Origin of the sequence: Dendrosporobacter quercicolus (assembly GCF_900104455.1) — a bacterium.
In the GTDB taxonomy this organism is placed as follows: domain Bacteria; phylum Bacillota; class Negativicutes; order DSM-1736; family Dendrosporobacteraceae; genus Dendrosporobacter; species Dendrosporobacter quercicolus.
The window spans coordinates 65,993-91,120 of record NZ_FNHB01000002.1 but is presented as its reverse complement, the minus strand read 5'-3'; the positions used below and the strand labels follow the sequence as shown (position 1 = coordinate 91,120).

Annotated in this window: 27 protein-coding genes and 1 riboswitch; of the genes, 6 read left to right on the top strand and 21 right to left on the bottom strand. The window is 50.8% G+C overall.

What is annotated here, in order from left to right:
* Nucleotides 1-75 precede the first annotated feature (75 nt).
* From eutM to BLR06_RS06410, 16 genes are all read right to left on the bottom strand, one after another.
* Entirely contained in the window at nt 76-357 is a 282-nt protein-coding gene (gene eutM, locus BLR06_RS06490) for an ethanolamine utilization microcompartment protein EutM (protein WP_092070177.1), read from the bottom strand.
* A gap of 1 nt (nt 358) precedes the next feature.
* Nucleotides 359-904, bottom strand: coding sequence for a BMC domain-containing protein (locus BLR06_RS20430; protein WP_092070174.1), 546 nt, complete (start codon nt 902-904; stop codon nt 359-361).
* Between the two features lie 4 nt (nt 905-908).
* Entirely contained in the window at nt 909-1,373 is a 465-nt protein-coding gene (locus BLR06_RS06480; RefSeq protein WP_092070171.1) for a glycerol dehydratase reactivase beta/small subunit family protein, read from the bottom strand.
* A 3-nt stretch (nt 1,374-1,376) separates the two neighbouring features.
* A complete protein-coding gene (locus BLR06_RS06475) occupies nt 1,377-3,200 on the bottom strand; it encodes a diol dehydratase reactivase subunit alpha (RefSeq protein ID WP_092070168.1) in 1,824 nt (607 codons plus the stop codon).
* A 12-nt stretch (nt 3,201-3,212) separates the two neighbouring features.
* The gene (locus BLR06_RS06470) at nt 3,213-3,740 is read right to left on the bottom strand and encodes a diol dehydratase small subunit (RefSeq protein WP_092070165.1); all 528 of its coding nucleotides are present in this window, start codon (nt 3,738-3,740) and stop codon (nt 3,213-3,215) included.
* A 19-nt stretch (nt 3,741-3,759) separates the two neighbouring features.
* Nucleotides 3,760-4,404 carry a propanediol/glycerol family dehydratase medium subunit gene (locus BLR06_RS06465; RefSeq protein WP_092070162.1) on the bottom strand — a complete coding sequence of 215 codons (645 nt, stop codon included), beginning with the start codon at nt 4,402-4,404 and terminating at the stop codon, nt 3,760-3,762.
* A 23-nt stretch (nt 4,405-4,427) separates the two neighbouring features.
* Nucleotides 4,428-6,098, bottom strand: coding sequence for a propanediol/glycerol family dehydratase large subunit (locus BLR06_RS06460; RefSeq protein WP_092070159.1), 1,671 nt, complete (start codon nt 6,096-6,098; stop codon nt 4,428-4,430).
* A gap of 18 nt (nt 6,099-6,116) precedes the next feature.
* Nucleotides 6,117-6,911, bottom strand: a complete 795-nt coding sequence (gene pduB, locus BLR06_RS06455; protein ID WP_092070156.1) for a propanediol utilization microcompartment protein PduB — start codon at nt 6,909-6,911, stop codon at nt 6,117-6,119.
* A gap of 25 nt (nt 6,912-6,936) precedes the next feature.
* Nucleotides 6,937-7,212, bottom strand: coding sequence for a propanediol utilization microcompartment protein PduA (pduA, locus tag BLR06_RS06450; protein ID WP_092070153.1), 276 nt, complete (start codon nt 7,210-7,212; stop codon nt 6,937-6,939).
* Entirely contained in the window at nt 7,205-7,651 is a 447-nt protein-coding gene (locus BLR06_RS06445; protein WP_092070150.1) for a EutP/PduV family microcompartment system protein, read from the bottom strand. Before BLR06_RS06445 ends, pduA begins: the two co-directional genes overlap by 8 nt.
* A gap of 2 nt (nt 7,652-7,653) precedes the next feature.
* On the bottom strand, nt 7,654-7,995 hold the full coding sequence (eutS, locus tag BLR06_RS06440; protein WP_092070147.1) for an ethanolamine utilization microcompartment protein EutS: 342 nt from the start codon (nt 7,993-7,995) through the stop codon (nt 7,654-7,656).
* 361 nt (nt 7,996-8,356) lie between these two features.
* A complete protein-coding gene (locus BLR06_RS06435; RefSeq protein WP_092070144.1) occupies nt 8,357-9,976 on the bottom strand; it encodes a response regulator in 1,620 nt (539 codons plus the stop codon).
* Nucleotides 9,977-10,000: 24 nt separating this feature from the next.
* Complete coding sequence (locus tag BLR06_RS06430) at nt 10,001-11,221, bottom strand: sensor histidine kinase (protein ID WP_092070141.1); 1,221 nt, start codon at nt 11,219-11,221, stop codon at nt 10,001-10,003.
* A gap of 132 nt (nt 11,222-11,353) precedes the next feature.
* Nucleotides 11,354-12,397: a nicotinate-nucleotide--dimethylbenzimidazole phosphoribosyltransferase gene (locus tag BLR06_RS06425; protein ID WP_092070139.1), complete on the bottom strand. Its 1,044-nt coding sequence runs from the start codon at nt 12,395-12,397 to the stop codon at nt 11,354-11,356.
* Nucleotides 12,398-12,496: 99 nt separating this feature from the next.
* A riboswitch (cobalamin riboswitch) is annotated at nt 12,497-12,693 on the bottom strand.
* 103 nt (nt 12,694-12,796) lie between these two features.
* Nucleotides 12,797-13,549: an adenosylcobinamide-GDP ribazoletransferase gene (cobS, locus tag BLR06_RS06420; RefSeq protein ID WP_092070136.1), complete on the bottom strand. Its 753-nt coding sequence runs from the start codon at nt 13,547-13,549 to the stop codon at nt 12,797-12,799.
* A gap of 230 nt (nt 13,550-13,779) precedes the next feature.
* Nucleotides 13,780-15,654: a sigma 54-interacting transcriptional regulator gene (locus tag BLR06_RS06410; protein WP_173812790.1), complete on the bottom strand. Its 1,875-nt coding sequence runs from the start codon at nt 15,652-15,654 to the stop codon at nt 13,780-13,782.
* 309 nt (nt 15,655-15,963) lie between these two features.
* Between BLR06_RS06410 and BLR06_RS06405 the strand changes: the two genes are divergently transcribed.
* The 5 genes from BLR06_RS06405 (at nt 15,964) to BLR06_RS06385 (ending at nt 22,713) form a co-directional block, all read left to right on the top strand.
* Entirely contained in the window at nt 15,964-17,268 is a 1,305-nt protein-coding gene (locus BLR06_RS06405; protein ID WP_092070127.1) for a CitMHS family transporter, read from the top strand.
* 82 nt (nt 17,269-17,350) lie between these two features.
* The gene (locus BLR06_RS06400) at nt 17,351-18,331 is read left to right on the top strand and encodes a 2-hydroxyacid dehydrogenase (protein ID WP_092070124.1); all 981 of its coding nucleotides are present in this window, start codon (nt 17,351-17,353) and stop codon (nt 18,329-18,331) included.
* A gap of 39 nt (nt 18,332-18,370) precedes the next feature.
* Nucleotides 18,371-19,063, top strand: a complete 693-nt coding sequence (locus BLR06_RS06395; protein WP_092070121.1) for an RraA family protein — start codon at nt 18,371-18,373, stop codon at nt 19,061-19,063.
* A 306-nt stretch (nt 19,064-19,369) separates the two neighbouring features.
* Nucleotides 19,370-21,349 carry a methyl-accepting chemotaxis protein gene (locus BLR06_RS06390; protein ID WP_173812788.1) on the top strand — a complete coding sequence of 660 codons (1,980 nt, stop codon included), beginning with the start codon at nt 19,370-19,372 and terminating at the stop codon, nt 21,347-21,349.
* 203 nt (nt 21,350-21,552) lie between these two features.
* Nucleotides 21,553-22,713, top strand: a complete 1,161-nt coding sequence (locus BLR06_RS06385) for an iron-containing alcohol dehydrogenase (RefSeq protein ID WP_092070115.1) — start codon at nt 21,553-21,555, stop codon at nt 22,711-22,713.
* Between the two features lie 147 nt (nt 22,714-22,860).
* Here the strand turns inward: BLR06_RS06385 and BLR06_RS06380 are convergent, their stop codons facing one another.
* Both BLR06_RS06380 and BLR06_RS06375 read right to left on the bottom strand, forming a co-directional pair.
* Nucleotides 22,861-23,067, bottom strand: coding sequence for a helix-turn-helix domain-containing protein (locus BLR06_RS06380; RefSeq protein WP_092070112.1), 207 nt, complete (start codon nt 23,065-23,067; stop codon nt 22,861-22,863).
* Nucleotides 23,068-23,166: 99 nt separating this feature from the next.
* Entirely contained in the window at nt 23,167-23,340 is a 174-nt protein-coding gene (locus BLR06_RS06375; protein WP_092070109.1) for a TraY domain-containing protein, read from the bottom strand.
* A 216-nt stretch (nt 23,341-23,556) separates the two neighbouring features.
* Between BLR06_RS06375 and BLR06_RS06370 the strand changes: the two genes are divergently transcribed.
* On the top strand, nt 23,557-23,760 hold the full coding sequence (locus BLR06_RS06370) for a hypothetical protein (RefSeq protein WP_092070107.1): 204 nt from the start codon (nt 23,557-23,559) through the stop codon (nt 23,758-23,760).
* Between the two features lie 126 nt (nt 23,761-23,886).
* Here BLR06_RS06370 and BLR06_RS06365 read toward each other — a convergent pair whose 3' ends face one another.
* From BLR06_RS06365 to BLR06_RS06360, 3 genes are all read right to left on the bottom strand, one after another.
* Nucleotides 23,887-24,159 (bottom strand): type II toxin-antitoxin system RelB/DinJ family antitoxin, encoded by a 273-nt coding sequence (locus BLR06_RS06365; RefSeq protein WP_217636853.1) that lies wholly within the window; start codon nt 24,157-24,159, stop codon nt 23,887-23,889.
* A 248-nt stretch (nt 24,160-24,407) separates the two neighbouring features.
* Nucleotides 24,408-24,563: a hypothetical protein gene (locus BLR06_RS20350; protein WP_422699877.1), complete on the bottom strand. Its 156-nt coding sequence runs from the start codon at nt 24,561-24,563 to the stop codon at nt 24,408-24,410.
* 19 nt (nt 24,564-24,582) lie between these two features.
* The gene (locus tag BLR06_RS06360; RefSeq protein ID WP_092070104.1) at nt 24,583-25,119 is read right to left on the bottom strand and encodes a TIGR03943 family putative permease subunit; all 537 of its coding nucleotides are present in this window, start codon (nt 25,117-25,119) and stop codon (nt 24,583-24,585) included.
* Between the last annotated feature and the right edge of the window lie 9 nt (nt 25,120-25,128).

The following is a 25,128-nucleotide window of genomic DNA, read 5'->3' as shown; positions in this document are numbered from 1 at the left end:
GGGTTCTTTCCTTGCCGCTAAGTCCCGGTGCATAAACCGGTGTGGTCCAATAGATCCAATCTCCAACGCCCAATATTAGCCGTCAATCTTGGGCAGGATTTTTTCAATATCGGTATGAGGGCGGGGAATGACATGCACAGACAACAATTCGCCAACCCGCTGGGCCGCAGCCGCGCCGCTGTCGGTCGCCGCCTTTACCGCGCCGACATCGCCGCGCACCATTACCGTTACAAAGCCTGCCCCAATTTTTTCATACCCAACCAGCGTTACATTGGCCGCCTTCACCATGGCATCGGCTGCTTCTATTGCACCCACCAAGCCTTTGGTTTCTACCATTCCTAATGCCTCTCCACGCATACTATTCGTCCTCCTTGTTATGTTTATCGTAATGAATGCAGGTTACTTTGGGATCGCCCTTTTTCCGGCTGCACTCCGGGTCACCGCATAAATTGCAGATTTCATCTTTTTTTTTAGCTGTATCCGGCTCAGCTCCGCTATTCTCTTCCTGCCGACCCGGAACTGCCCCGGCAGCTAACGTCAGTTCCGGCTGAAGCTTTGCTGCCGGCTCCGCCGGTGCGGCAGGGACGGCCTTGGCGGCTTTAGACGGTTTTGGCAAACCAACCGTGTCCTTGGTCGCAACAATGCCGGCAAGATCATTGTGCGGTCTGGCGATAACGTGAGCGGAAACGATCCTGCTAATTTTCCGGGCAGCGGCCGTACCCGCCTCAACGGCGGCTTTAACCGCGCCGACATCGCCATGCAGCTTGATGACAACCATGCCCCCGCCTTTGGTAAGTTCATACCCCAGCAGCCTGACATTGGCCGCTTTTACTGCGGCATCAGCCGCTTCCAGCGCCCCGGCCAAACCGACAACCTCAATTAAACCCAGCGAATTTTTGATCATGTATTCACCTCCCCAGGGTCTGCGCATGATCCTGAAGTACTTTAGTCACAATTTCGCGAACCAGTCGATACAAATCAGCTTCGGCGTTCCGGTACGGAACGGAGCTCGCCGCCTGCCGGTCTTTAAACGGCAGGCCCTTGACCAGCCGGGCCGCATTGTAACCGCAGCGGCGCCACTCATCCGGCGTATTGACCCGGCCGCTGCTAAACAACGGCTCACCGGCCGGCAGCTTAACATAATGAACGCAAATATCCTCAAGGCCAATCCCTACGCCAACGCCCAGCTGGGACTGACCGGCCGCCAGGAAAGCCAAGCGGTCGGCGTTCTGCTCTTCTGCACTGGAAATTGCATAAGGCACGCCTTCTTCCTCAATCCCGGCCTGCACCTCACGCAGCTTGCCGGCCAGAGCCGGATGCGGGGCTGCCTGGATAATGATGCTTGGTTTATGGGAATTTTTACTTACCTGCATCGTTCACACCTCTTTGCGCTGATAGGACAGTACCAAGCCGGTAGCCACGGCATTGCGCGGCCCTTCCAGGCCCCGGATATTGCCGCGGCCGCAGACAATGCCATATTCAGCCAGAGCATCGGTCACCATGTCGGCAATTTCAAAATCCAGTGCCGACCCGCCTACCATGACGACAAATTCTATATGACGGATATTGCCGGTCGGCGCTACTCTGGCCAGTGACCGCAAGGAATTGGTGACAAATACCCGCTTTTTCGCCTCACGGCGTACATGCCGGATCTTATCAAGCGGATGCTCGGCCGGAATAGGCAGCATACCATCCTCTTTCAGAATGACCACCCGCGCAAAAACCTCAGACGGCAAATGCTGGTCATAGAATTGCACAGTACCGTCTTCAAGCCGCACATGGTAAAGACTTTCCACCTTGGCCAGCGGATACTTTTTAATATCCTCAGCCAGATCAAAATCGTTCAGGCCGAGCTCCGAATTGATCAGCATTGTCACCATATCCCCGGCTCCGGCCAGATGAATGGCAAACACCTGCTCATCTTTGGTAATGACGGCTGCATCGGTCGAACCGCCGCCCATATCCAGAATGGCTAGAGGCTTGTCGGTGCCCGGGGTAGTCAGAGCGCCGCGAATGGCCATATTGGCCTCCACTCCGGCGATGACCACCTTTACCTTGAGTCGTTCGGTAAGTAAATCAGCGATTTGCTGCATCGGCAGCCGGCTGGTTTTTACCATTGCCGCCAGGGCCACCGCATTTTCCAGGGCAAACTCACCGGCTAATCCCCCCTGAACCTGCAGCGGGACAAAGGTGTCGACAGCCAGCACATCCTGAATCTTCATTTCGGCTAACGGCTGAACGGTAAGCTCACTCATTACCTGGCGGACCCTTTCCAGCATGCCGTTCACATTGGTGCCGGGTTCGCCCTGAACATCAAGGACCGGCTGAACCCGTTCCACCGCCTCCATAATTTTCACGGCGCCAGCCTCAACATCAATATCGGTTTTGCCTCTCTGCCCCGTAATCGTAATAAAACCGGCGGGAATAGAGCGGGCTTTGACATCGCCCTGCGGTGTTTTGACAACAACGGCCGACCGGTTGCCGATCAGGGCCCTGGCAATCGGCACCACCAGTTTGGTCTCCTCGGCTGAAAGGCCGAATACGGTGGCAATGCCATACGGATTGGACAGGGTTTTGACCGTTTGGCCGGCTTCGGCGACCTCGATTGCGGCCAGCATGCCCAAAGGGACCTTTTCAATGAGCGTCACCTCGTCAACAACCGGAATGCGGCGCTTTAACCGGTTGACAATCAGCACTGCATCATCCTGACGGACGATTGCGCCCTGAATGTCAATACCCCGTTCGGCCGCCTGGTTGAGCGTCCGGGCCGCATCTTCAAAGTCAATGCCCTGCGGTATAACGCAAAGTATCTTTTCACCCGCAGCAGCGCGATCCAAATCGGAATAGGCCGCCGTTACGCCCGCACCTAACCCGATTCCGCCAGGCGTTGACGGGTTGTGTCCAATCATGGTCGACTCGGTGATAATCGTTTCGGTAATGGTCTCCATGGCTAAATCGCCAATCACCGGAGTGGCTTCATTAATGCGTATTTCGGACAACTGCTGTAAGCTGAGGCCGGCTTTTTGCAAAGCTTCTTCCAAAGCGATGACAATTCCGGGCACATTGGCTGCCGTTCCCTTAATGCCGGTTGTTTTAACCACACTGCTTGCCAGATATTCATTCGCCCGCCCGGCTTCGAGTCTGGCCAGGCAAATTTCCGTCGTAGAATTACCAATATCAACACCAGCGATTATCGGCATTGTCTTCCCACCTTAGTCTGCTCTTAAACGGTTACGGCGTTCGTAAACCCCCGCAGCCTCCCGCACAAAAGCTGCATTAATTTTAGCGCCATAGCGAGCGTCCAATTCGTCGGCAATGGCCAATAACTCAGCTTTGGTTGAACGGTACGGGCGCAAAGCATTATAAATTTCCAGAATACGTTCGTCTGGAATGGCTGTTAATTCAGCCGCCCGGCGCATATTATTGGCCAGTTGCGTCCGGCCGACGCCATCGGCGATCTCGGCTTGCAGCCTGAGAGTGTCTGGACTGATCCGGACATCCTCAGCTTTAACATCGCCATGCAGAACCTTATCCATCGTAATCTCGGCCAGACTTTTACCGGTTGGACTTTTTACCAGTTCCGGCCGTTTAGCCGCCAGCGGATAGTCGCTGGCCGGGTTTAATCCTTTTGCGCCCGCAGCAGCGGCCGGAGCACCGGCAACCGGAACTGCCTGCGGCGGTTTATGCATGGTTTTCAGTACTTCGCGAATGATATCTTCCACTAATTGTTGTTGACTCATACTTTCTTCACCTCCGTTTTTAAAATTCAACGCTCAATTCTACCGGCTTACTTCCCGGAACGACATGTTCGGTTTCTTTGATATGCAGAACAGCCGCTTTGGCCTGAAATTTAGGCCTGGCCATCTGGTCATTGCGGGTCGGCACCGGTACCGGCGAACCGCCTTTGGCGTATTGGGCGGCATTACGGCCAATCGCCCGGTAAGTTTCCAGGTCCAGGAGCGGCGACTGGGGAAACAGCTCCAGATTGCTCAGCGGCGGCAAGTCTTTTTGATGAATGATCGTAGTTCCCCGGGACTGAATGCCGATGGCGATTCCCGAGCCGCTGATTTTGGCGGCGTCATGCGCGACAAATGCCACATCCGAACTGCGCAGCACCCGCACAACCCTGGCGGTCAGCCCTTCTTCCTCAATCCCGGCAATCATTTCCCGCAATACATCGCTGTGCGGAATATCAACGATCGTTTTATTCTGGTATTTGCCAAAAGCCGGCGCCAGGGCAACGATTACCTCATCGGCTTTGGAGCCCGGACGCGCTTCCCCTTTTTCCACTAACTTGACAGCACGGCCAACAGTTGCTGATTTGACAGGCTGCCGGGATGGCTGTTCCACGCTTTGCAGAACCTGCAGTACTATTTCGCGAATCATTTGCTCATTCATTTGCATCACATTACCCCCCTTGTCCTAAGTCAAACATCAAAATCGGCTGGATTAACCGCCTGTTTTATGGCCTTAATTTCATTCCAGCGCTCTTCGCTCATCTGATAACCTGTGCCTGGGCCGCGGTAATCATTGCGGCTGTTGACAGCGCTGATTACATTGAATTCTTTATCCAGAATAGCGGCGGTATGTAGATAATCGCCGGAAATCCGTTGTTTGAGCAGATTAAGCACCGAGGTTGCCAAATCATTAAAGCCATGCTTGGCCAAAGCCTTGACAACATCAATTCCGGTAATGCCGCGGTTCATCATTTCCTGGGCCGCCTTGATGTCCTCAACCACATTCCGGGCCGGAACATCTTTACTGCCATGCGCATAAGTGGCCGCTTCAACCTCAGCGTCGGTAATTTCCGGGAACCCGAATTCTTTAAATACAGCCTGGATGGCCTTGGCCGCCTGATTGCGTACGGCGATGACTTCCTGCTCCGAAGCAGGACGCAGACCGCCGTCTACTTTTAAATCCCGCTGGATAATATTCCAGTCGTCATAATCGTCAACATCCCAGTTGGAACCGGCGAACATATTGTCATAGTTCGGCACGCCGCTGTAACCGGAGCAGATAAAGTCAGTGCCCGGCAGGAATTGCATCAAGGTCCGGGCAGTCCGGCGCAGATCGGAATGGGTAAAGGTCTGATCGTTGCTGGAAGCAACCTCCAGGTCAAGCATGGCGGCGCATAAGTTTTCCGCCAAGATCGCCCTGATGCCGGACGGTACTGCCGCCGGTACCCCGACGCAGCTTACCGAGCCGTTTTGCAGCCCCTGCACGCCTGCGCCCCGGGCCACCATAATGCAGCGGATTTCCAGGTACAGCATTGATTTTCCCTCGGCGTAGCCCATCTGGACTTCGGCCCCGGTTCCGGATGTAAAGCGCATTTTCAGACCCCTTGAAGCATAAGCCGAAGCCAGAAATCCTTTGGACCAGGGGGTATCATCACCGTCAACAAATACGTTTTCCGTACCATAGACCGAAATGGTTTCGGCATAGGCGGTAATTCCACGCATCCCCAGTTGCAGCTCGGTTGCCTCTTCCAACGAGCATTGGATGAGCGTGCCGCCCCGGCCGGCCTGTGAACCGATCAGCAGCGCCAGCGCATTAAACGGCGCATAACGTACAACAGCAACGGTTGTTTCCATCTCGTCAAAGCCGCGTAAAGACGCTTCCGCACCGTCAGCGGCAATCAGCACCGGGTTATCGTTAATATTGGTAATGTGGCATTGGTTGGAAGGAATTTTACGGGCCCGCATTTTTTGCATCGCCATCATCATTTCCACAACATTCATTGTATTAAAAACCGCCGCCAGTTTAGCGGGTGTCAAACCACCGACAAGCTTAACGATTTCCTCCCGGGGCACATTAACGTCAACCAGCATTTTGGCAATCGCCGCAGCGTCCATGGCCATCGCCTTTTGCGTCACGGCAATGTCAATGGCATAATCGGCAATAAACTGCTCGATAAAGTCAAAGTTTTCTCTTGACACTCCGTCCATTTCAACAATTTTGCCATTTTCCACTTTAATGCTGGGCACCGGATCATTCGGACTGCCCATTGCAATCAACCCAACCTCCGGCCACTCGACTACATAGCCATCCTGATTTACAGGACGGTCCGCCAGTACTTCAAATCTTTTTTGTCTTTTCATTGCTTTACCTCCCGCCTGTTAGATGTACGGTGTAGTGCTTGATGGAGCCGGGCCTGCCATAGCTTCCAATAATTTTTTGCCAACCTCCCGGGCGGCAGTCACCGACTGGCGAACTGCGCCGGAATCGCCGGTCACCATGAGAATCACTTCATTGGAAAAGCTGGTGCCGTTGGCCGGACTGGAATAGGCGACCAGTTCCACATTGGCGGTCTTGACCGCCACATCGGACATTAAAACGCCAATCGCGGCCGGAGCGCCGACAATCAGGCCAAAAGCCTTGCCGAGGGGCGCGCCGAAGGCCTTATTTACGGCATAACTGGCCCGCGCCGTGTATTGCAGTTCAATATGACCGGCATCATTGCCGTAAACATCACCAAAGGTGCGGTTTAATTCTTTCAGCGCAACTTCAATTGCCCGGCGGGCATCAGAAACCTCTTCAGCCCCAAAGATAATCAGGCTGCCATGGCCTGCGCCGCCTTTGGTATCGCGGGCCAGTTCCACAGCCACAATCTCGGTGTTGGTGGCTTTAACCGCCTCATCAGCCGCCATGATATGAGGTCCGGCTCCTGTTCTTGCGCCCAGAATGCCGATTGAGCGGTACTTGGGATCAAGTTTCATCTTTTGGTGCAGCATAGGATCAACATTGGCAATAACCAAACCAATCGTATCGCCAATTGCCGTACCGACAAACTCGGTAATTCCGGGATTAGAACCGCTTTTCGACGCCGGCTGGGCAGCCACGGCCGAACCGGACTGGCCTTCCATGCGCTTTTTGATTTCTTCCATTACTTTATCGATCAACTGTTCTTGCATAAGTACTCCACCTCCAAATGATTGCTTACTTCAGTTTAGGAAGGATTTGCTCCACATCGGTATGTGGACGGGGAATCACATGAACAGAAACCACTTCGCCGACTTTTTGCGCGGCGGCGGCGCCGGCATCGGTAGCAGCCTTAATTGCGCCAACATCGCCGCGAACCATAACGGTAATCAGCCCTGAGCCGATTTTTTCATAACCTATCAAAATGACATTGGCGGCTTTAACCATAGCATCAGCAGCTTCAATAGCGCCAATCAGGCCTTTGGTTTCAATTAATCCTAACGCTTCACTCACCTTTACACCCCCCTTCAGCAAGATAATCGGCAAGCTCCTTCAGCCCCTCGCCGGTGAGCGCCGAAACAAAAAACACCGGCTGTTTAACGCCTGCCTCCCGTAAACAAGCCACTGCTTTATCCCTGTTGGCCGACGGCAGATCCGTTTTGGTTACAACCCCGATGACCGGACGGGTAAACATTCCGGCAAATCCCGGCGGCAAAACCGCTCTGCTTTGCGTCGCATCCTGCACCACAATGACCATTTCCGACTCGACCGCCGTTACCAGCAAAGCCGAATAAAAACGCGGAATCTGCGCATACTCGCCTGGGGTGTCGATTGCCCCGTCATGAAAGTAAATACTACTGGTTTTATCCGCCTGCGACTCGTTGTTATTCAGCGCATGAATCAGCGAAGTTTTGCCCGCTCCTACCGCTCCGACCAGCATTACTTTTTTCATCTTTAGGACCTGGTCAGCTTGGGACCGCTAAAACCAAGCCCGCTGGTCAGTACATTGGTCACCTGGCTTAAGGCTGCTTCCACCGCCGATACCGGTCCGGTGACCACCAGCGAACCGGTGAACCGGTCCATAAAGCCAATTTGGACATTGGCGGTTTTGGTTGCCACATCCGCCGCGATGATAGCCGCTTCGCACGGCGTTATGGTCAGGATTCCAATAGCGGAGCTGGTCGTAAGTCCTAGCTTTTCGCATAATTCCTTTTTGGGATTGGCAATCAGATGCGCCAGGGTTACCTGCTTGCCTGGCACGTACTCCTGTACCACTCTGGGCTTATCGGTCGTCATGACGTTACCTCACAGTCTTTTTGCAAATCTTTCGAAAATGATGTAAATCTTCTGCACTAATTAAATATGCTTGTTTTACGCCAATACCTTGAGTGAATATTGCGTACTAGCTGTACTTATTTGCGCCGCCTGAAACCGGCTGTTGACAATAAAATTCCGACCGCCGGAGATGCTGAATATTATTGCCGGAATACATGATATTTATGTTTTTAAACGCAAAAAAGGATTGCTCTAAAGCAATCCTTTACTATAGGTTAGACCGGTCGCCGAAAAACCTCTGTTATTTATCCACACCGCCGGCAAAAGGTGATATATTGCTCGTTTTTGGGATTTTGCCGCCGGCGCCGCTTTTTGCAGCCTGTCATCGTTTGCCCCGCCGCAATTCATTGCGGTACTGGTTGGGCGTCATACCAACCTCCTGACGGAATACCCGGCAAAAATAACTGGCATCGTGGTAACCCGAATCGGCGGCAATTCTGACAATGGTATAATCAAAGTTTTGCAGCAATAGTTTGGCCTTGTCCACTCTGGCCTTGGTCAGAAAATCCACAAAATTGCAGCCTTTATCCTGCTTAAACAGACGGCTAAAGTAAAACGGGCTTAAATGAACAAATTGAGAAACCTCTTCCAGCGAGATATTGCGGTGACAATTTTTTACGATAAACTCACAGGCCTTGTTGATGACCCGGGTGTTCATCCCGCTGCGGTTTTCCAGCATGTTATCTAAAAAACTGTCCAGCGAATCAAACATCCAGCGATGCACTTGATCTTTATTGGCGCACTGCATCAATTTATTGATATGATCGAAATTCAACAGCGTAAGCTGCTCCAGGCTTGCGCCGCCCTCGATGGCGGCCCGGGACAGGACAATCAGCAGCTCCAGCACCGAGGCTTTAATGATGTCAACACTGCCGCTTTTGGCGAATATTTCTTCAAGCAGGGCGGCCAGAGCTTCCCTGGCCTGCTTGCGGTCGCCGCAGCGGACCCGCTCCAGAACGGCCCGTTCATTTTGGAACGGATAATGAAAGGGCTGCCCGCTCAAATGGGGAATATCCTCAATATGAATAATCTGGTTGTCCCCGAGATAAAACCGCTGCCGCTGGGCATTAACTGCCTCTACATAAGACTTATGCATATCCCGCGGATCACGGTAATGCCGGCCGATGCCAATGGTAATGCTGATCCCCATGATGCCGACAATCGCCTTGCGAATTTTTTCAGCCAGTTCAATAGCCTCGGCTTTTACCGCCTCAGGCTGATCTAAAGCTGATTGCCCTGAAATAATAATAATATGATCGCTGCTAAAGGGGGTAACCAGCACATTGGAGCCGGCGGCATCGGCAGTTATCCGGTACAGCTGCTGCTTAACCAGTTGTTTTTTCAGTTCAGGTTCATTACGGGTTAATTGCTTAAAATTGTCGATATCCAGTACCATCACCACGCCGGTGGTAACCTCCATGCCTAAAAAACCGGCCCGCTCGTGAAATTGGTGCAGCTCTGTAATATTGCCGGCGATTAAATCCTGCACAAACGACATTTTGATATAAGGCGCCGCCTCTTTCAGGCTCTGCCGGATCTGCAAGTCCTCGCGAACCTTGCGTTTGGCCAGTCCCACTTGCTCGGTAACAGCAGCCAGGGCTTTCACCAAATCGTCCGGACGCAGCGGTTTAAGCAAATACTCCACCGCACCGATTTTCAAGGCCTGCTTGGCGTATTCAAACTCATCGAAAGCCGTCAACATCACGATTCTAACCTCAGGCAGAATTGCCCTGATAGCCTTGGCAGCTTCCAGTCCGTTCATTTCCGGCATTCTGATATCAAGCAGAACAATGTCCGGCTGCTGCTGCGCCGCTTCGCGGACCGCACTCGTTCCGTCGCCCGCCTCGCCAACGATGTTAACCTCCGGACACTGCTGAGTGATAATATATCGCAAGGCCTGCCGCTCAAGCGCTTCATCTTCCGCTATCAGTAATGTATACATCCTCTTGCTGCTCCTTCTTTTAAACTAAGACTGACAATAGGGCAGACGAATGTAGATATTGGTCCCCTGACCAACCTCACTCTCCATCTTAATTCCATAGTCATTGCCAAAATAATGCTGAATGCGCTTATGCACGTTAACAATTCCCAGGCCGGTGGTCTGGCCTTTGGTTGCCTTCCTTCTCTCAGCCCGGAAAATTACGTTTATTCTGTCCTGCGTTACCCCGATGCCGGTGTCGCTGACAACCAAAATTAAAGTCCCATCTTCAACAAAGCCGCTTATCGTTACCTGCCCGCCGTCTTTTTTCGGCTCAATGCCATGAATGATCGCGTTTTCGACCAGGGGCTGTAAAGTCAGCGCCGGAACACGGGTGTCCAGAAGGTGCGTTTCCACATGAATGTTTGCTTTAATCCTGTCGCCAAACCGCACTCTCTGAATGGTCAGATAATCGGTAATTGATTTAACTTCTTCCTCCAAAGTCCGCAGCTCCTCAATATCCCGCAAGTTATTACGCAATAAATCAGACAATGCATAGACAATCTCCTGGGTACGGCCGGCCCCTTCCAGCAAAGCCAGCCGGGCAATGGTATTGAGGGTATTAAATAAAAAATGCGGATTGACCTGTGATTGCAGAGCCCTCAGTTCGGTAGCCCGCAGCAGTGTCTCCAGATCAGCCTTGGACTGAATCTCCTCCATCAACTGGCGCTGCATAATATTGGCAACACCGATCTCCACAATATAATTGGACATAATATATACTAAATCGGCGGCGGCCTTGAGCCTGCTTTCCTGAATGATCTCCACTTTGTCAAACAGCTCGCCAAGCTTTGCCGCATCGCGCGGCAGCGGCGACGTCAGCTTGAACATTTCGGCCCTGGTGTCGCGGTCTTGCTGCGGCGACACCACTTGCCCCGCCAGAAAAGCGCCCACATATTGGTTCTTGACAATAATCGGCGCAGCCAGATCAGTCAGCCCGGCATGACAATGGTAAACGCACGGGCGCCGGTTTTGCACAGCTTTACGGCCGCCCCGGTCATCACAAGCCATACACAGCGCCAGCCCCTCGGCATCTGATCTGATATATTGACAAAATTCAGTAAAGTTGCTCGGTTTGGTCACAGGAATACCGTCTGCATCGACAATTACAGCACCTATACCGGTAGCCTCGGAGAACTTATCCTGAATATCCTGCAAGACTTGGGTGTTGACAATTTCCCCCAAAGTAAAACGATTGCAATCCTGCACAAAGCTCCCCCCCATGAATTGCTAATTCAAATTGTAGGAATTTTCATTCACAGGGGGAATATTGGCTAAAAATGATCTTTATTCCTGCGCACAGCAACAAATTCATATCTAACAGCAAATTTGTCGTAATTGTTATCCTGATATTGCCACCTGAGGCGATTTGTCATCCGTATCACCGGCGGCAAAATCCGCCAGCCGGGCCATATGAAAGAAGGCGAAGGCGGTACTTTTTAAAATGGATACCATTAGCACCGCTCCCGTACCCTCACCCAGGGCCATATTGCCCCGGATGATGACATCATCGGCCAGTATATTGCCCAGCAGCAGGGCGTAAGCCATGCCTGGCTCTTTGGAAATATGCGAAGGTATGGCATATTTTTCAATATCACTGTTCAGTCTGGCGGCGCACGCGTAGGCCACAGCGGTAATAAAGCCGTCAATCACAAACGGGGTTTTCAGCCGGGCGCACGCCGACATCCCGGCGCAGATGGCCACAATATCAAACCCGCCCACACAGCGGAGAATGTCAGGTACTGTTTGCATTGCAGCCTTATGCCGGGCCACGCCGTTACCGACCACCAAGCGTTTTCTTTTTAAGAAATCATTATTGACCGGGCTTGCGCCATAGCCTACCAAGAATTCAGGAAACATACCGGTTAAAGCATGCAGTACCGCCGCTGAAGTGGTGGTGTTGCCGATTCCCATTTCACCAAAGGACAGTAAATTAACCCCCTGCCCGCCAATCAGTTCCGCTGCCGTTTCCTCGCCTGCCCGCCAGGCTTCTTCAAACTCAGCCTTAGTCATAGCCTCGGTTTTCATAAAGTTTTTGGTTCCCCTGGCTACTTTACGGTCAAGGCCCACGGCGCTTTCATTGTCCACGCCGACATCAACTACCGAATAAGGAATCGCATTGCTTTTGCAAAAGCAACTGATCGTGGCGCCGCCGGCGACCATATTTTTCCCCTGCAGATAAGTGATGGACGACGGAAAAGCGGCAATTCCTTCTTCTACCACACCATTATCGGCGGCAAACACCACATGATGCGGACGCAGTTCGTCATGCATCGTTTCCCAGGCCAACAGAACTTTACGAAAATATTTCTCCAGCAATCCCAAACTATTTGGAGGCTTGGCCGCCCCTTCAATCAGCTCATTTACCGCTGCCTCATAATCCATACAATCTCCTCCTTATTGTCGGGATAAATAAAAATACCTAGCCCAAAAAGGCTAGGTCTAAAACTCCTATCCTTCTGGCAATACCTCTTGCGCGGAGGCAGATGTCAGCCGATACAGGCAGGTCTCCTGGCTTACGGATCAGCGGCCTCTGCGCCTTCCCGGCTGCGCCGGTGGCATTTGGCAGAGGTCCTCCCCGATTACAGTGGCGCGACCGCAGCGTTTAAGGATTAGACTAACCCTTCCGCCTTCCCTATTCTCCTCTCCCCTGGAGAGGCACCTGTTTGGTGGCAATAATTATTTAACTGTTTCATTCGTCTACTTCTACTTCATTATAACATTTCCTACCGAAAATTACAGGTTCGCAAAATGTTGAAGCGTAAAGTAAATATTTTGCTATCATTACAGGCAAAACGCAACCAGCACGGCAACTTCGCTCAGTTCCAGAACTGCGCCGTAAACATCACCGGTCATACCGCCCAGACGGTTGGCTACATACCGGGCTGCAAGCAGCCCGAAAGTAAAGCCGGCGACCGCCGGCCACAGGCCGGTAAGTCCAAAGGGCGCGACCAGCACCAGCGTCAATAAGCCGGCAATCCAAACCGTATAGCTGCCGGTTCCTCCTGCGAAACTCTTTCCCAGCCCCTCCGCCCGGGCATAAGGAAAGAGAGCAATGGCTGCAACAACGGTCATGCGAGCCGTAACAGGCATGACAAACAAGGCCGGAATTAAGCGTCCAGACGGTAGATCGACCAACAGAGAATACTTCAGCAGTACCAGCAGGAAAAAGCTAATGGCGCCAAAAGCGCCAATCCGGCTGTCCTTCATAATTTCCAGCATCCGTTCTCTCGACCGGCCTGAAAATATTCCGTCAGCCGTATCCATTAAACCATCGCAATGCAAAGCCCCGGTAATCATAATTTCAACAATAATCAAAACTGCTGCCAGCACATGCACCGGAGCGTTCCCCGGTGCATAAAAATGGGCGCCATAAGCAATTGCCGCCAGAATAAGGCCAATAATCCCGCCAATTAAGGGAAAAAATTTAACACTGCGTCCAAAAGCCCCAGGCGCCCAGGCCGGAGGATTTTGGACCTGAATGCGTGTTAGAAACTGAAAAGCAGTAATAAAATCGCTATAAAGATTTTTCAGCATATCAGACACCGTCCTAGCGTAAGCTTCCAATACTATTTTGATTATGGCCGGCCGCTATCCTTCTGGAAATTGCGATTCGGCAATATTATCCTGCAATTGGCTATTAAAATTCAGGCGCAGCGATTTGCATCCGCCTGCCAAAACCATCCTGCACCAAAAAACAGCTCCCGGCTATGCTTGTGCTTTGGAGGGCTTGGGGATTGCAGCGGCCCGCTGGCCTGGGGCAGGCGTTAATAGTCATTGATGTTTAACTTCAGCATCCTTCGGCGCAAAGTCATGCGATGGATGCCCAGCAGTTTGGCTGCTGCGGAATAGTTTCCTTTCGTTTGCGCCAGGGCAGCCTTAATCTCTCTTTCCACGCGGCTTTCTCTGGCGGCCGCAGGCGGGGAAGCGCCCCTTCTTGTTTTGAGTATCCTGGTTAAGAAAGTCCTGTCAATGACAGCAGTTTTGGCGGTTGCCGTAATGCGCTGCATCAGATTGCTGAGCTCACGGATATTTCCCGGCCAGGAATATTCCGCAAAAAACTCCAGGGCATCGGCGGTAAAAGTGAAGTTGCGAACGGCGCCGTCGGAAAACTCGTGCAGAAAGGTTTTGGCGTACAAGCGGATATCCTCACTGCGGATACGCAACGGCGGCAGTTCAAGGCTAAGCACATTCAGCCGGTAGTATAAATCGTCCCGGAATTTATTATCAGTGATAAAACTTTCTAAATCCTTGTTCGTGGCGGCAATAATCCGCACGTCAATCGGCAATACCCTGTGGCTGCCAAGACGGACTACGGTTTTTTCCTGCAGAACGCGGAGTAAACGCCCTTGATTTACATAATCCATCTCAGCAATTTCATCCAGAAAAATCGTGCCGCCGTGGGCAATCTCGAAAAGGCCCGGTTTTCCTTCCTTATTGGCGCCGGTGAAAGCGCCGCCGACATATCCGAACAGTTCACTTTCCAGAATATGCGCCGGCAATGCCGCGCAGTTGATGGCGACAAAAGGGCCGCGGCAGCGCTTGCTCCCATTATGAATGCTTTGGGCAAAAACTTCCTTGCCGGTACCGGTTTCGCCCAGGATCAAAATGCTGAAATTGGTTGCGGCAAAATCCTTGGCTGTTTCGATAGCGTCGGTAATTGCCCCGCTCCGGCCAATGATATCATCGAAGGTAAAGCGGGCAATATGGCCGCGGGCATAGATTTCCTGGCGGATGATGGCCTCCATCTGCTGAATCTTGCTGATATCCTGAAAGGTCGCCACTGCACCGAAGGATTTACCGTTTACCACGATCGGCACTTTATTGCACATGATTCTGGCGCCATTGACGTCTATCATGCGATGGACGTCATCCTGCCGCCGGGCGGCTACTCTTTCCAAATGAAGTTGAGGAATAATTTTTTCAACCGGCTGCCCCAGGGCTTTGGTTTTATTAATTTTAATGATTTTTTGGGCGGCCGGGTTAAAGGCGGTAATCGTGTGCTCCTGATCAATTGTGACAATGCCGTCATAGGCATAATCCATGATTGTACTGAAAAACCCGCGCTTGGCCGCCTCAATTTCCAGAGCCTGCTGGATTTGCTTGGCTTCCCTGGCCGCCTGCAGCAGACTTTCCTTGCCAATCTTAATCAATGCACAGGGCAATTGGTGGCGATTGGCTGCCTCGACCACTCTCCCGCCGCCTAAAATCACTTCCGCGCCGTTGCGGCAGGCGGCCAATACCGCTTCTTCAAAACTTTGTCCATATTGCAATACGTATTGACGGATGGTTACGTCTAAGATTTCCGTCAGCGAGTCAATCCCCAGAATCATATTGGAATAAGTAACAATGGCGATGTTTTTCCCCTGTAAACGGCCCTCAGTGATGACCCGAATAATGTCAAAACTGGTAATGGGAATTTCCACAACCGCAATGTTGAGCTGAGCCTGTTTAATGGCCAGGGCGGTTCCGGCCCTGGCCGCTACAATTTCCAAGCCCTGGGCAATACGGTTGGGCAAAAGCTCAACGGCTTTTAAAAAAAACGCTACTTCCAGCTCGATATCAGAGTGACCGGGAGCCAGCACCTGCCGCGTATAATGAACCATCGCATCATCGGAAAGTAAAAACAAAATATTGGACACAGCAATCACTCCGCAGCAAAATATAGCAACATGAAGCATGCTGCTATATTAGTGTATCAGAATACAGCAAATAAACACAATAGTTAAAAAATTTTCAATTGACCGTAAAAAAAGATTATGTCCTTTAAAACCAATGTCTGCAGGCACTAATAACGCTTTTGTTTTTTCTTCAGGCAAAGTTGGCACACAATATGCTTATTACTTAAGATGAAAGTTCGGTTTAATTCAAACCAAGGACAACCCCCATGACGGAGGTGAAAAAATTGGGGGCAGGTCGTGTTTGTAAGATTGCTTTAAGGAGGGTTTTTCATGTTTACATTGGCTATCGTGGGTTTTGTCATGATTTTCGTGTTCATGTATGTGGTGATGACGAAAAAAAGCACCGCGTTGGTGGGACTTGTGCTTATTCCGCTCTGCTTTGCGATTGCTTTGGGCTTTGGCGCCGATCTGGGGCCAATGATTTTGGATGGTCTTAAAAAGATTGCCCCCATTGCGATCATGAATATCTTTGCTATTATGTTTTTTGGCGTCATGATTGACGCCGGTTTATTTGACCGTTTGGTTGAAACCATCCAGAAGGCCACAAAAGGGGATCCGGTACGTATCCTTATGGGCACCAGCATTTTGGCCTTTTGTGTTTCACTGGACGGCGACGGCACCACTACTTATATGGTAACCTGTACCGCGATGCTGCCCATCATCCGGCATTTTAAAATCAACCCGCTGATGGCGGCGACTGTCGCGCTGATGCCGGCCAGCGTAACCAATCTGCTGCCCTGGGGAGGCCCTACGGCGCGGGTGATGAGTATCCTGCATCTGGAGCCGGGCGATATCTTCCTGCCGTTAATTCCGGCGATGGCGGCGGCGGTCATTTGGTCGTTATTTGTGGCCTACTATTTTGGCCGCAAAGAGCGCAGCCGGCTGGGCTACTCTTTGACGGCGGCGGTGTCCGCCCATGAACTTGCCGGCAAGATATCCATGGGGGATGAAAAATTGAAACGGCCCCGGTTATTTTGGTTTAATGCGGCGCTCACCCTCTTGCTGCTGATCGGCCTGATCACGGATGTGATGCCGCTGGCCGTGTTGTTTCTGATTGGAACGGCGGTAGGTTTGGCCGTCAATTATCCGGATGTCAAAGAACAGCAGGCCTGCATCAGTTCCCGCGGCCAGGACATCATTTCGGTCGTCGCCATGCTGCTCGCGGCCGGCACGCTGACCGGCATTATGGCCGGCACCAAAATGATTGATAACATGGCCCAGTTGTTGATTGCCATTATCCCGCCGGAAATCGGCTCACACCTGGGGGTTGTATCCGCCCTGGCCAGCCTGCCGCTGACTTTTTTCTTAACCAATGACGCTGTTTATTTCGGAATTATGCCGGTCATCGTCAAAACGGCCGCCGTTTACGGCATCACTCCGGCGGAGATCGGGCGGGCGCTCTTGGTCGGGCAGCCGGCGCATCTTCTCAGTCCGATGGTGGCTTCGACATATTTGCTGGTCAATCTGACAGGGGTTAATTATGGTGAATTTCAAAAGTTTGCGCTGTTATGGGCCAACGGTTCGTCACTTGTCATGTTGCTTGTGGTGTTATTGATGGGCTTGGTGCCGCTGTGAGAAGCAAAGCCCAAGCGTTGTTTTTGCAGGCGCGTCCTGCACGGTATTTACATTCTTAAATTGTACTGCGGAGGTCTCCTAGATGGAAAAAGTTGCATTAGTAGGACCGTATGATCCTGCGATCAAGGAACGGTTGTTACAAACCATTCCCAATGAGTTTGTCATTAAAGAAATTACAGCCGAGAGCGAGTATGATCAACTTGCTGATGTCCACTATATTATTTTACGGACGCTCCACCTAAAAGAAGCGGCGATTCAGTTCATTCCCGGTCTGAAGCTTATTCAGCGCTGGGGCGTTGGGTATGATTCGGTGGACATTAAGGCGGCGGGAGCCAGGAATATTCCTGTGGCCGTTACGTCCGGCATGAATGCGCCCTCGGTTTCTGAGCTGGCGGTGCTGCTCATGCTGGCGGTTTATCGTAAATTACCTTTACTGCACAATAATGTTCTGGCCGGAAAATGGCGGGGCGAGAGCGGGATTGCCAGTTCTTCCTATGTTATAGAAGGAAAAACGGTCGGACTGATTGGTCTGGGGGCTATTGGCAGGCAGGTGGTACAAAAAGTCAACGCTTTTGGCGCTACCGTACAGTATTATGATCCGTTTCGCTTATCCGCGGACGAGGAAGCTAAATGGAAGGTCCGCTATGCGACACTTGAAGAATTGCTGAAAACATCGGACATTATCAGCCTGCACCTGCCGTTAACCGAAAAAACCAGACATCTCATCTGCAGGCAGACGATTGAGCTGATGAAACCGACGGCCATCATTGTCAATACGGCAAGAGGCGAAATTATTAAAGAAGCTGATTTGGTCACAGCGCTGCAGGACGGGCGCATTCTGGGGGCGGGGCTTGACGTCGTGGAGCGGGAACCGCTGGCAGCCGGCAATCCGCTGCTGGGCCTGAACAATGTCGTGCTCACGCCGCATATGGGCGGAAGTACGTTTGATATCAATGTCAGCATGGTGCAGCGCTGCATTGAAAATATTGTTAAAATCAGCCGGGGGGAAAGCCTGCGGCCCGGTGATTTTGTGAATGCCCGCTACTTTTCCAAGCATAAATAATATGGCTCTGTCGCAGGGCCAATAAAAGGAGAGAGGAACATGTCAAACGTAGGATTTAGGATTTTTAAAAAGGTCAACCGACCCGGCAGGGAATTAATAGACGCTTTTGCAGGATTGCCGGTAGCCAATATCGCGGATGAGATGAATCGCTTTAGTTGTGTGGCTGCCCGGATTAAGGCGGTCAACAAGGCGCTGCTTTTAGGTCCGGCTTTCACGGTAAAAGCGCGTATCGGCGATAACATGCTGTTTCATAAGGCCCTGGATTTAGCCGAGCCGGGCGACATCATTGTCGTTGATGTACAGGGAGATACTGTAAATTCGGTTACCGGTGAAATTATGATGCGCCAGGCGTTGAAGAAAGGGCTGGGGGGCATTGTCATCGACGGCGCTGTTCGTGATATTGGCGCGCTGCGGGAAATGTCAATGCCGATTTATGCCGCCGCCGTAACCCCGCAAGGCCCCTATAAGGACGGGCCCGGTGAGATTAATGTGCCGGTCAGCATCGGCGGAGTCGTTGTCAATCCGGGCGATATCCTCGCCGGCGATGCGGACGGCATCGTGGTGATCCGGCCGCAGGATGCGGCGGTAATTGCCGCGAAGGCCAAGGCCAAGCAACAGAAGGAAGCGGAAACCTTCAAAGCGATTGAGGCTGGAACCCTGGACCGGTCGGCTTATTCGGACGAAGCTTTCATTAAAAAAGGCTGCCAGATTATTGACGATTTCTACAGATAGAGCAACAACAGCAGAATTTGCAGTTATTCCGATGGTACACATTGTCAAAGTACAGTGTGTGCCATCGCTTTTTTAGGTGTGCGCCATCCACGGATTTCTTCGTTGCGCGGCAGGAATTTGCAGGAAGAACAGGGTATATTTAGTAACGTTGATTCTCTAAAGCTAGTTTTTATCAGAAAAATTTACATAAAATCCCAGTCGCTCCATTGCTCTGCTTTGGCATTCCTTTTCGCCTGACGTTGCGCGCAAAAAGGCCTGTGGACGCTGTAAACATAAAAAAAGATATTACAGGAAAGGATGATATGTTTGAAATTAAGAGCTAAGCTGACACTGATCATTTCGTTGCTGACGCTTGTTGCTCTGGCCGCGGCCACAATAACCGGCTATACCTTTGCTAGACAGCAGCTGCAGTCCGGTATTCAGCAGGAATTGACTGCAATTCTCAATTCCCATGTCAACACACTGGATGGCTGGCTTATAACCAAGGCCAAAATGTTGGAAATTACGCTTGGCACAATTCAAAGTACAGACAGCACTCATCAAATTACCAAGCCAGCGCTGGCTGGCTACCAGTTTGTCGATAAAGACTTTTCGGAAATGTATTTTGGTTCAGCCGCCGGTCGGATGATTGCCGGCAAATGGGATGCCCCGGCCGATTATGATCCCCGGACCCGCCCCTGGTATAAAGCGGCCGAAACCCAAAACAGGCTGATTTTCACCAACCCCTACCAGGATTCCATAACACAGCAGATGGCGCTGACGATCGCAATGCCGGTTAAAGACGCAGCCGGCCAGTTTCAGGGCGCTATTGGCGGAGATATTTTGCTGCAAACACTGCTGGACGATATCAAAACCATCAACCTGCATGGTTCAGGTTACGCCTATTTGCTGGATTCCACCGGCGCCATCCTGGCTCATCCTGATCAGGAGCTGCTCGCCAAAAATGTTTTCGAGGCCGACAAGCTGAAAGCTCTGGCTCCGGTACTCAAGCAAATACTCAGTGAAGATCAGGGTTTTACCGGTTATACGGATCAGCACCAGGACTCCCTGATCGTCTATCAAAAAGTTCCTTCAACAGGGTGGACTCTGGCTCTGACCGTCCCTGCGGACGTTGTCTATCAGCCGCTGTCCAAGCTAAAATTACTATTTGCTGGAATTATCCTCCTATCCATTGTTGTGGTAATATCGGTCACTACCCTGCTGGTAAAAAGAATAACCAAACCGGTTGAAACCCTGCTGGATCAGGTCAACCAGGTAGCTGCCGGGGATCTTACCGTACAGGCCACGGTCAGCGGTCAGGACGAAATTGCCGGACTGGCTGCAGGGTTCAACTCAATGGTGGCCAGTCTACGCAGCTTAATCCTGCAGGTACATACCAGCGCCGAGCAGCTCGCCGCTTCCACCGAGCAATTAACGGCCAGTTCGCATGAATCGGCCCAGGCCGCCAATCAGGTGGCCGGCTCAATCACCGAAATAGCCCAGGGAGCCGAGGTGCAGCTGCGGACTGTGGAGCAAACGGCAAACAGCATCGACAATATCTCGGTCAATATTAACCGGGTAACCGCCTATGCCCACAACGCCGTAGCCAAATCCGGAGAATCTGCCGAAAAAGCCAAAGACAGCAATCTGTCGATTGCCCAGGCTGTTCATCAGATGGAACTGATTGAGCAGACGGTCAATACCTCCGCTCAGCTAATTTCCGTGCTTGGCGAAAGATCAAAAGAGATCGGCCAGATTGTCGACACCATCTCCGGAATTGCCGGACAGACAAACCTGTTGGCGTTAAATGCCGCCATTGAGGCGGCACGGGCGGGCGAACAGGGGCGCGGCTTTGCCGTGGTGGCCGACGAAGTCCGCAAATTAGCCGAGCAGTCCCAGACAGCCGCCAAACAAATCGCCGAGCTGGTCGGGCAAATCCAGCAAGACACGACAACAGCGATTTCGGCGATGGACAACGGTACGCACGAGGTCAGCTTAGGCGCTAAAGTGGTCACTGCCGCCGGTGATTCCTACCGGCAAATTGCCGGGCTAATCGCCGAGATTTCCGAACAAGTCGCCGGAATTTCCACCGCCATGGAACAGGTAAATAAGGAAAGTCAGGAAATCGTCACTTCAATGAAAACGATTGATCAATTAAGCACCCATACGGCAGCCGAGGCTGAAACGGTTTCCGCCGCCACCCAGGAGCAGTCGGCGTCAATGGAGGAAGTCGCCTCAGCCAGCCAAAACCTGGCGGAGATGGCGCAAAAACTACAGGCAATGGTCCAACAGTTTCGCCTGCAATAAACTAGTCCATGCTAAAAGGGGTATCTGCCAATGCCCGGGCATTGGCAGATACCCCCATTTTAATCATCATGGACGGCTAGCCGGTTTTTATTTAAGAATTCAGCCTTTATATAGGGCAACATTGCCCTGTTGGCGGCTGCCCGTTGTCGCCGCTGCATAAACCTGTTAGGATAAGATATATTATTAACTAAGAGGTGAGAATATTGGAGCGGCGTGTACATGAATTTTTCATGACTCCTATTAGCTTAATCGGAACCGGCTGTTTAGCCAAATTAGCCGAATACATAAAACCAATGCGTTTTAGAAAAGCGCTGATTGTTACTGATCATTTTCTCAGCAATAGCCCGCTCATTATGCATTTAACCAGTGTTTTGGACAGCCTCGGCCTTTTTTACATCTTTCATGACGAAGTCAAGCCAAACCCAACCACCCAAAACGTCCGGCAGGGCTTGAAAATCTACCGGGATAACGGCTGCGACTTCTTAATTTCCTTTGGCGGCGGCTCCCCTCACGACTGCGCTAAGGCCATTGCCCTGTTGGCCTCCAATGGCGGCCATATTCAGGATTATGAAGGCCTGAATAAAATGAGCAAGCCTTCCGCCACCCTTATTGCCGTCAATACAACTGCCGGAACCGGCAGTGAACTCACCCGGTATTGTGTTATCACCGACGAGGAACGAAAAATTAAAATGACCATATCCGATTGGCATATTACGCCCTGCATTGCCGTGAATGACGCCGCCCTGATGCTGGACTTGCCCCCGGCGATGACGGCGACTACCGGCATGGATGCGCTTACCCATGCCATCGAAGCTTATGTTTCAACCGATGCAACACCGGTAACCGACTGCAAAGCCTTGAAAGCGGTCGAACTGATTGCCAGGCATCTGCGTCAGGCAGTAAGCAGCGGAAAAGACATTGCCGCCAGAGAAGGAATGATTTATGCCGCTTATCTTGCCGGCATTGCCTTTAACAATGCCAATCTGGGTTATGTTCATTCAACGGCCCACCAGTTGGGCGGGTATTATAACCTGCCGCATGGTCTGTGCAATGCCCTGATGCTGCCCGCGGTATCGGCCTTCAATGCTGAAACAGTCCCCCAAAAGTTTGTTGACATCGCCCAGGCCTTTGGCATTGAAACGTTTAAACAGCAGCAGTCCCAATCCATCCAGGCTCTGCTGACCCAAATCACCGCCCTCTCCCGGGATATCGGCATCCCCGCAGGTCTGAGGGAAATCAAAGGGTTTGACGTGCAAGACATTCCGGCATTGGCAGCCAATGCTTTGCGGGACGTCTGCAGTCTCAGCAACCCCCGCAAAGCCAGTCAGCCGGAAATGGAAAATCTCTTCCGGGCAGCCCTGTAAAGCCTGAATAAACATAGACTCGAAGAAAAAAATGCACTTTACGCAAAGCGTAAGGTGCATTTTTCAGCCTATTCATTCATATTCAGCCATAAAAATCCCCTGGTTTTCCGGCCAATTCAGCTCTTTCACAGCTTGCATCAGGCCGGCTTATTCTTTATCCGGGATGTACTCTACAATATCCTGTATTTTACAATTTAATATTCGACATAAATCCTCAATCGTTCGCAGGCTCAAATACTCACCCTTCCGCATACGGGTCAAGGTATTCGGACTGATATTATGCTTCTCGCGCAGCATGTACGTTGTTACCCCTTCACGGTGTAACGTGCGCCAAAAAACTTCATAACTTATCATACAACAAACCCCTTGCTTAATGATAAGTTACGAATTATCATTAATACATATATTATAAATAGTACATGTACTATTTATTGTCCTTACAAAAACAGTTATTCAATGTTCATCCGAGAGTTTGATTTCTCCATGATCTTTTTCATAAGCGGCAATATGGGACGTAATGAGTTTTTCTAGTTCTTTGTTTACAGTACGGAAATTATCATCGGCAATATGTTGAAATTTCCTATAAAGGATTTTATTCAAGCGTAAAGTATATCTTATATCATCCATATGGTGCTTATCCTCCTATAAAATAGTAGTAGTTTTTATCATAACTTTAAATGCCTAAAAAAATTGTTTTGACGCATTAATTAGTATTTTATACGTCAAAAATAGTGTTAATTTGCTAAAAAATAAATATTATTTATACTTTTTAATACTTATGGCTACAAAATAATACCAACTACAAAATAATGGTGATAAAATGTGTAATAAGGAGGGATTAACTTGCTGACATTTAAGATAAACGACGAAATAGTAAACTGCATTGAACTGCCGGGTTTTGAATTAAAGATGCTATATGATGGCGAAAAACACAGATATTTTTTATTACTTAACGGCATTGGCACACCAGAGTACTATATAGCCGACATTGACAGCACAGGTTACTTTACGTTTACCCGCCTGGAGCATATAAACATAGCAGAATGAAAAACGCAGCCCTCCTTTTTTAATGAAGGGCTGCACTCTTGATCCGTCACCCACACTGCAGGCATGATTTCGTATGCGGCCAGCCGTAATCTTTCGCAAACCGGTTCGTAAAATTGCAATTAAACGTCAAGCTTTCAATTTTCCCAGTAGTTTTTGGGCTGTATCAAAACCCATTCCGCTTTTTGCCAGTTTATTTGCTTCCGCCATGGCGGCAAGCATTTCGGCGTTATACTGCGGCAGCTTCAATTCAAATGGCAGGCCGCCGGTGATAATGGATTGGCGTAAGAACATGGTCACCGCGTCGGTTAGCGTAATCCCAAACGCCGAAAAAAGCTGTTCCGCGCTCCGCTTGGTTTCAGGGTCAATCCGGATATTCAGACTTGCAGTTCTGGCCAACATAATCACCTCACTATTCGTATGATTATAATATCATACTGTATTCAAACCGTAAAGCAAATGTATATATAATGGCAACACATTAAATATACATTTGCTGTTTATAGTCTAAAGCATCCTAATTAGCTCAACCATCCATTCCTCTGCAAATCAGCAAGTTCTCTTATGATTCTTCTTTCCATAAAACAAACAAAAAAAGACGGTCGTTGAAGACAGTCTCCGGTCTGCAAGGGGAATTGGTCCGGCGGCATTTACTCACCATGCCGCTCGTCATCCCAGGGCGGCCCAACGAGGTCGCCCGTATAAACATAAGGGTCAGACAGAGGTTCGATATTCCTTACTTTAGTTGCCTGCAGCAGGGGTACAGCAACACCCCCATAGCGCCCTTGCCGGATTGTCCCTTGCACTTCTACCCAGGTGTCATTTTTATACAGCAAGGCTGTCAGGCGCTTCGACAATTAAGCCGCTAGGCATTGCATCGGCGGCGCAGCAGAAAATTTCAAACCGCACCACCATGAATTGATTGGCCTGGAGACCATCAGGCCGAAACACAAAGCCTTTTAAGCTGACTTCACTGTCAATAAACCGGTCTGTGTCCTCGTATATGGCGGTAATCAGCCGGATATGGTTTGTATCATTGATATTGACAACTGCAGGCCGCTTTGGGGCGTTCTCCCCGGCCGGTATGAGAAAACAAATGGCAAGGGCGCCAATAAAAATATAATAGAAACAGCCTGCGAAAACGTGTTTTTGAGCATTACAGCCAGGCGTTGCCATATCATCCACCAGCCGGATTGTTTGCACAATAACCAGCAGGACAAAAATCAGCCAGCCAAGCTTGGCGTTATAGGTAAATTGCGGATGGATCAATTGCAGTAAATCGCCTTTGGTTATCACCCGGTAAAATAAGTGCGCGAAAGCAGCACTTAAATGCGCTCCCGCACCGGGCCTTCTGCCTGACATTCTTAAAAA

Coding starts and splice junctions, on each gene's coding strand:
- eutM (WP_092070177.1), bottom strand. CDS start 357: ATGCGTGGAGAGGCATTAGGAATGGTAGAAACCAAAGGCTTGGTGGGT.
- BLR06_RS20430 (WP_092070174.1), bottom strand. CDS start 904: ATGATCAAAAATTCGCTGGGTTTAATTGAGGTTGTCGGTTTGGCCGGG.
- BLR06_RS06480 (WP_092070171.1), bottom strand. CDS start 1,373: ATGCAGGTAAGTAAAAATTCCCATAAACCAAGCATCATTATCCAGGCA.
- BLR06_RS06475 (WP_092070168.1), bottom strand. CDS start 3,200: ATGCCGATAATCGCTGGTGTTGATATTGGTAATTCTACGACGGAAATT.
- BLR06_RS06470 (WP_092070165.1), bottom strand. CDS start 3,740: ATGAGTCAACAACAATTAGTGGAAGATATCATTCGCGAAGTACTGAAA.
- BLR06_RS06465 (WP_092070162.1), bottom strand. CDS start 4,404: ATGCAAATGAATGAGCAAATGATTCGCGAAATAGTACTGCAGGTTCTG.
- BLR06_RS06460 (WP_092070159.1), bottom strand. CDS start 6,098: ATGAAAAGACAAAAAAGATTTGAAGTACTGGCGGACCGTCCTGTAAAT.
- pduB (WP_092070156.1), bottom strand. CDS start 6,911: ATGCAAGAACAGTTGATCGATAAAGTAATGGAAGAAATCAAAAAGCGC.
- BLR06_RS06445 (WP_092070150.1), bottom strand. CDS start 7,651: ATGAAAAAAGTAATGCTGGTCGGAGCGGTAGGAGCGGGCAAAACTTCG.
- eutS (WP_092070147.1), bottom strand. CDS start 7,995: ATGACGACCGATAAGCCCAGAGTGGTACAGGAGTACGTGCCAGGCAAG.
- BLR06_RS06435 (WP_092070144.1), bottom strand. CDS start 9,976: ATGTATACATTACTGATAGCGGAAGATGAAGCGCTTGAGCGGCAGGCC.
- BLR06_RS06425 (WP_092070139.1), bottom strand. CDS start 12,397: ATGGATTATGAGGCAGCGGTAAATGAGCTGATTGAAGGGGCGGCCAAG.
- cobS (WP_092070136.1), bottom strand. CDS start 13,549: ATGCTGAAAAATCTTTATAGCGATTTTATTACTGCTTTTCAGTTTCTA.
- BLR06_RS06405 (WP_092070127.1), top strand. CDS start 15,964: ATGTTTACATTGGCTATCGTGGGTTTTGTCATGATTTTCGTGTTCATG.
- BLR06_RS06400 (WP_092070124.1), top strand. CDS start 17,351: ATGGAAAAAGTTGCATTAGTAGGACCGTATGATCCTGCGATCAAGGAA.
- BLR06_RS06395 (WP_092070121.1), top strand. CDS start 18,371: ATGTCAAACGTAGGATTTAGGATTTTTAAAAAGGTCAACCGACCCGGC.
- BLR06_RS06380 (WP_092070112.1), bottom strand. CDS start 23,067: ATGATAAGTTATGAAGTTTTTTGGCGCACGTTACACCGTGAAGGGGTA.
- BLR06_RS06375 (WP_092070109.1), bottom strand. CDS start 23,340: ATGGATGATATAAGATATACTTTACGCTTGAATAAAATCCTTTATAGG.
- BLR06_RS06365 (WP_217636853.1), bottom strand. CDS start 24,159: ATGTTGGCCAGAACTGCAAGTCTGAATATCCGGATTGACCCTGAAACC.
- BLR06_RS06360 (WP_092070104.1), bottom strand. CDS start 25,119: ATGTCAGGCAGAAGGCCCGGTGCGGGAGCGCATTTAAGTGCTGCTTTC.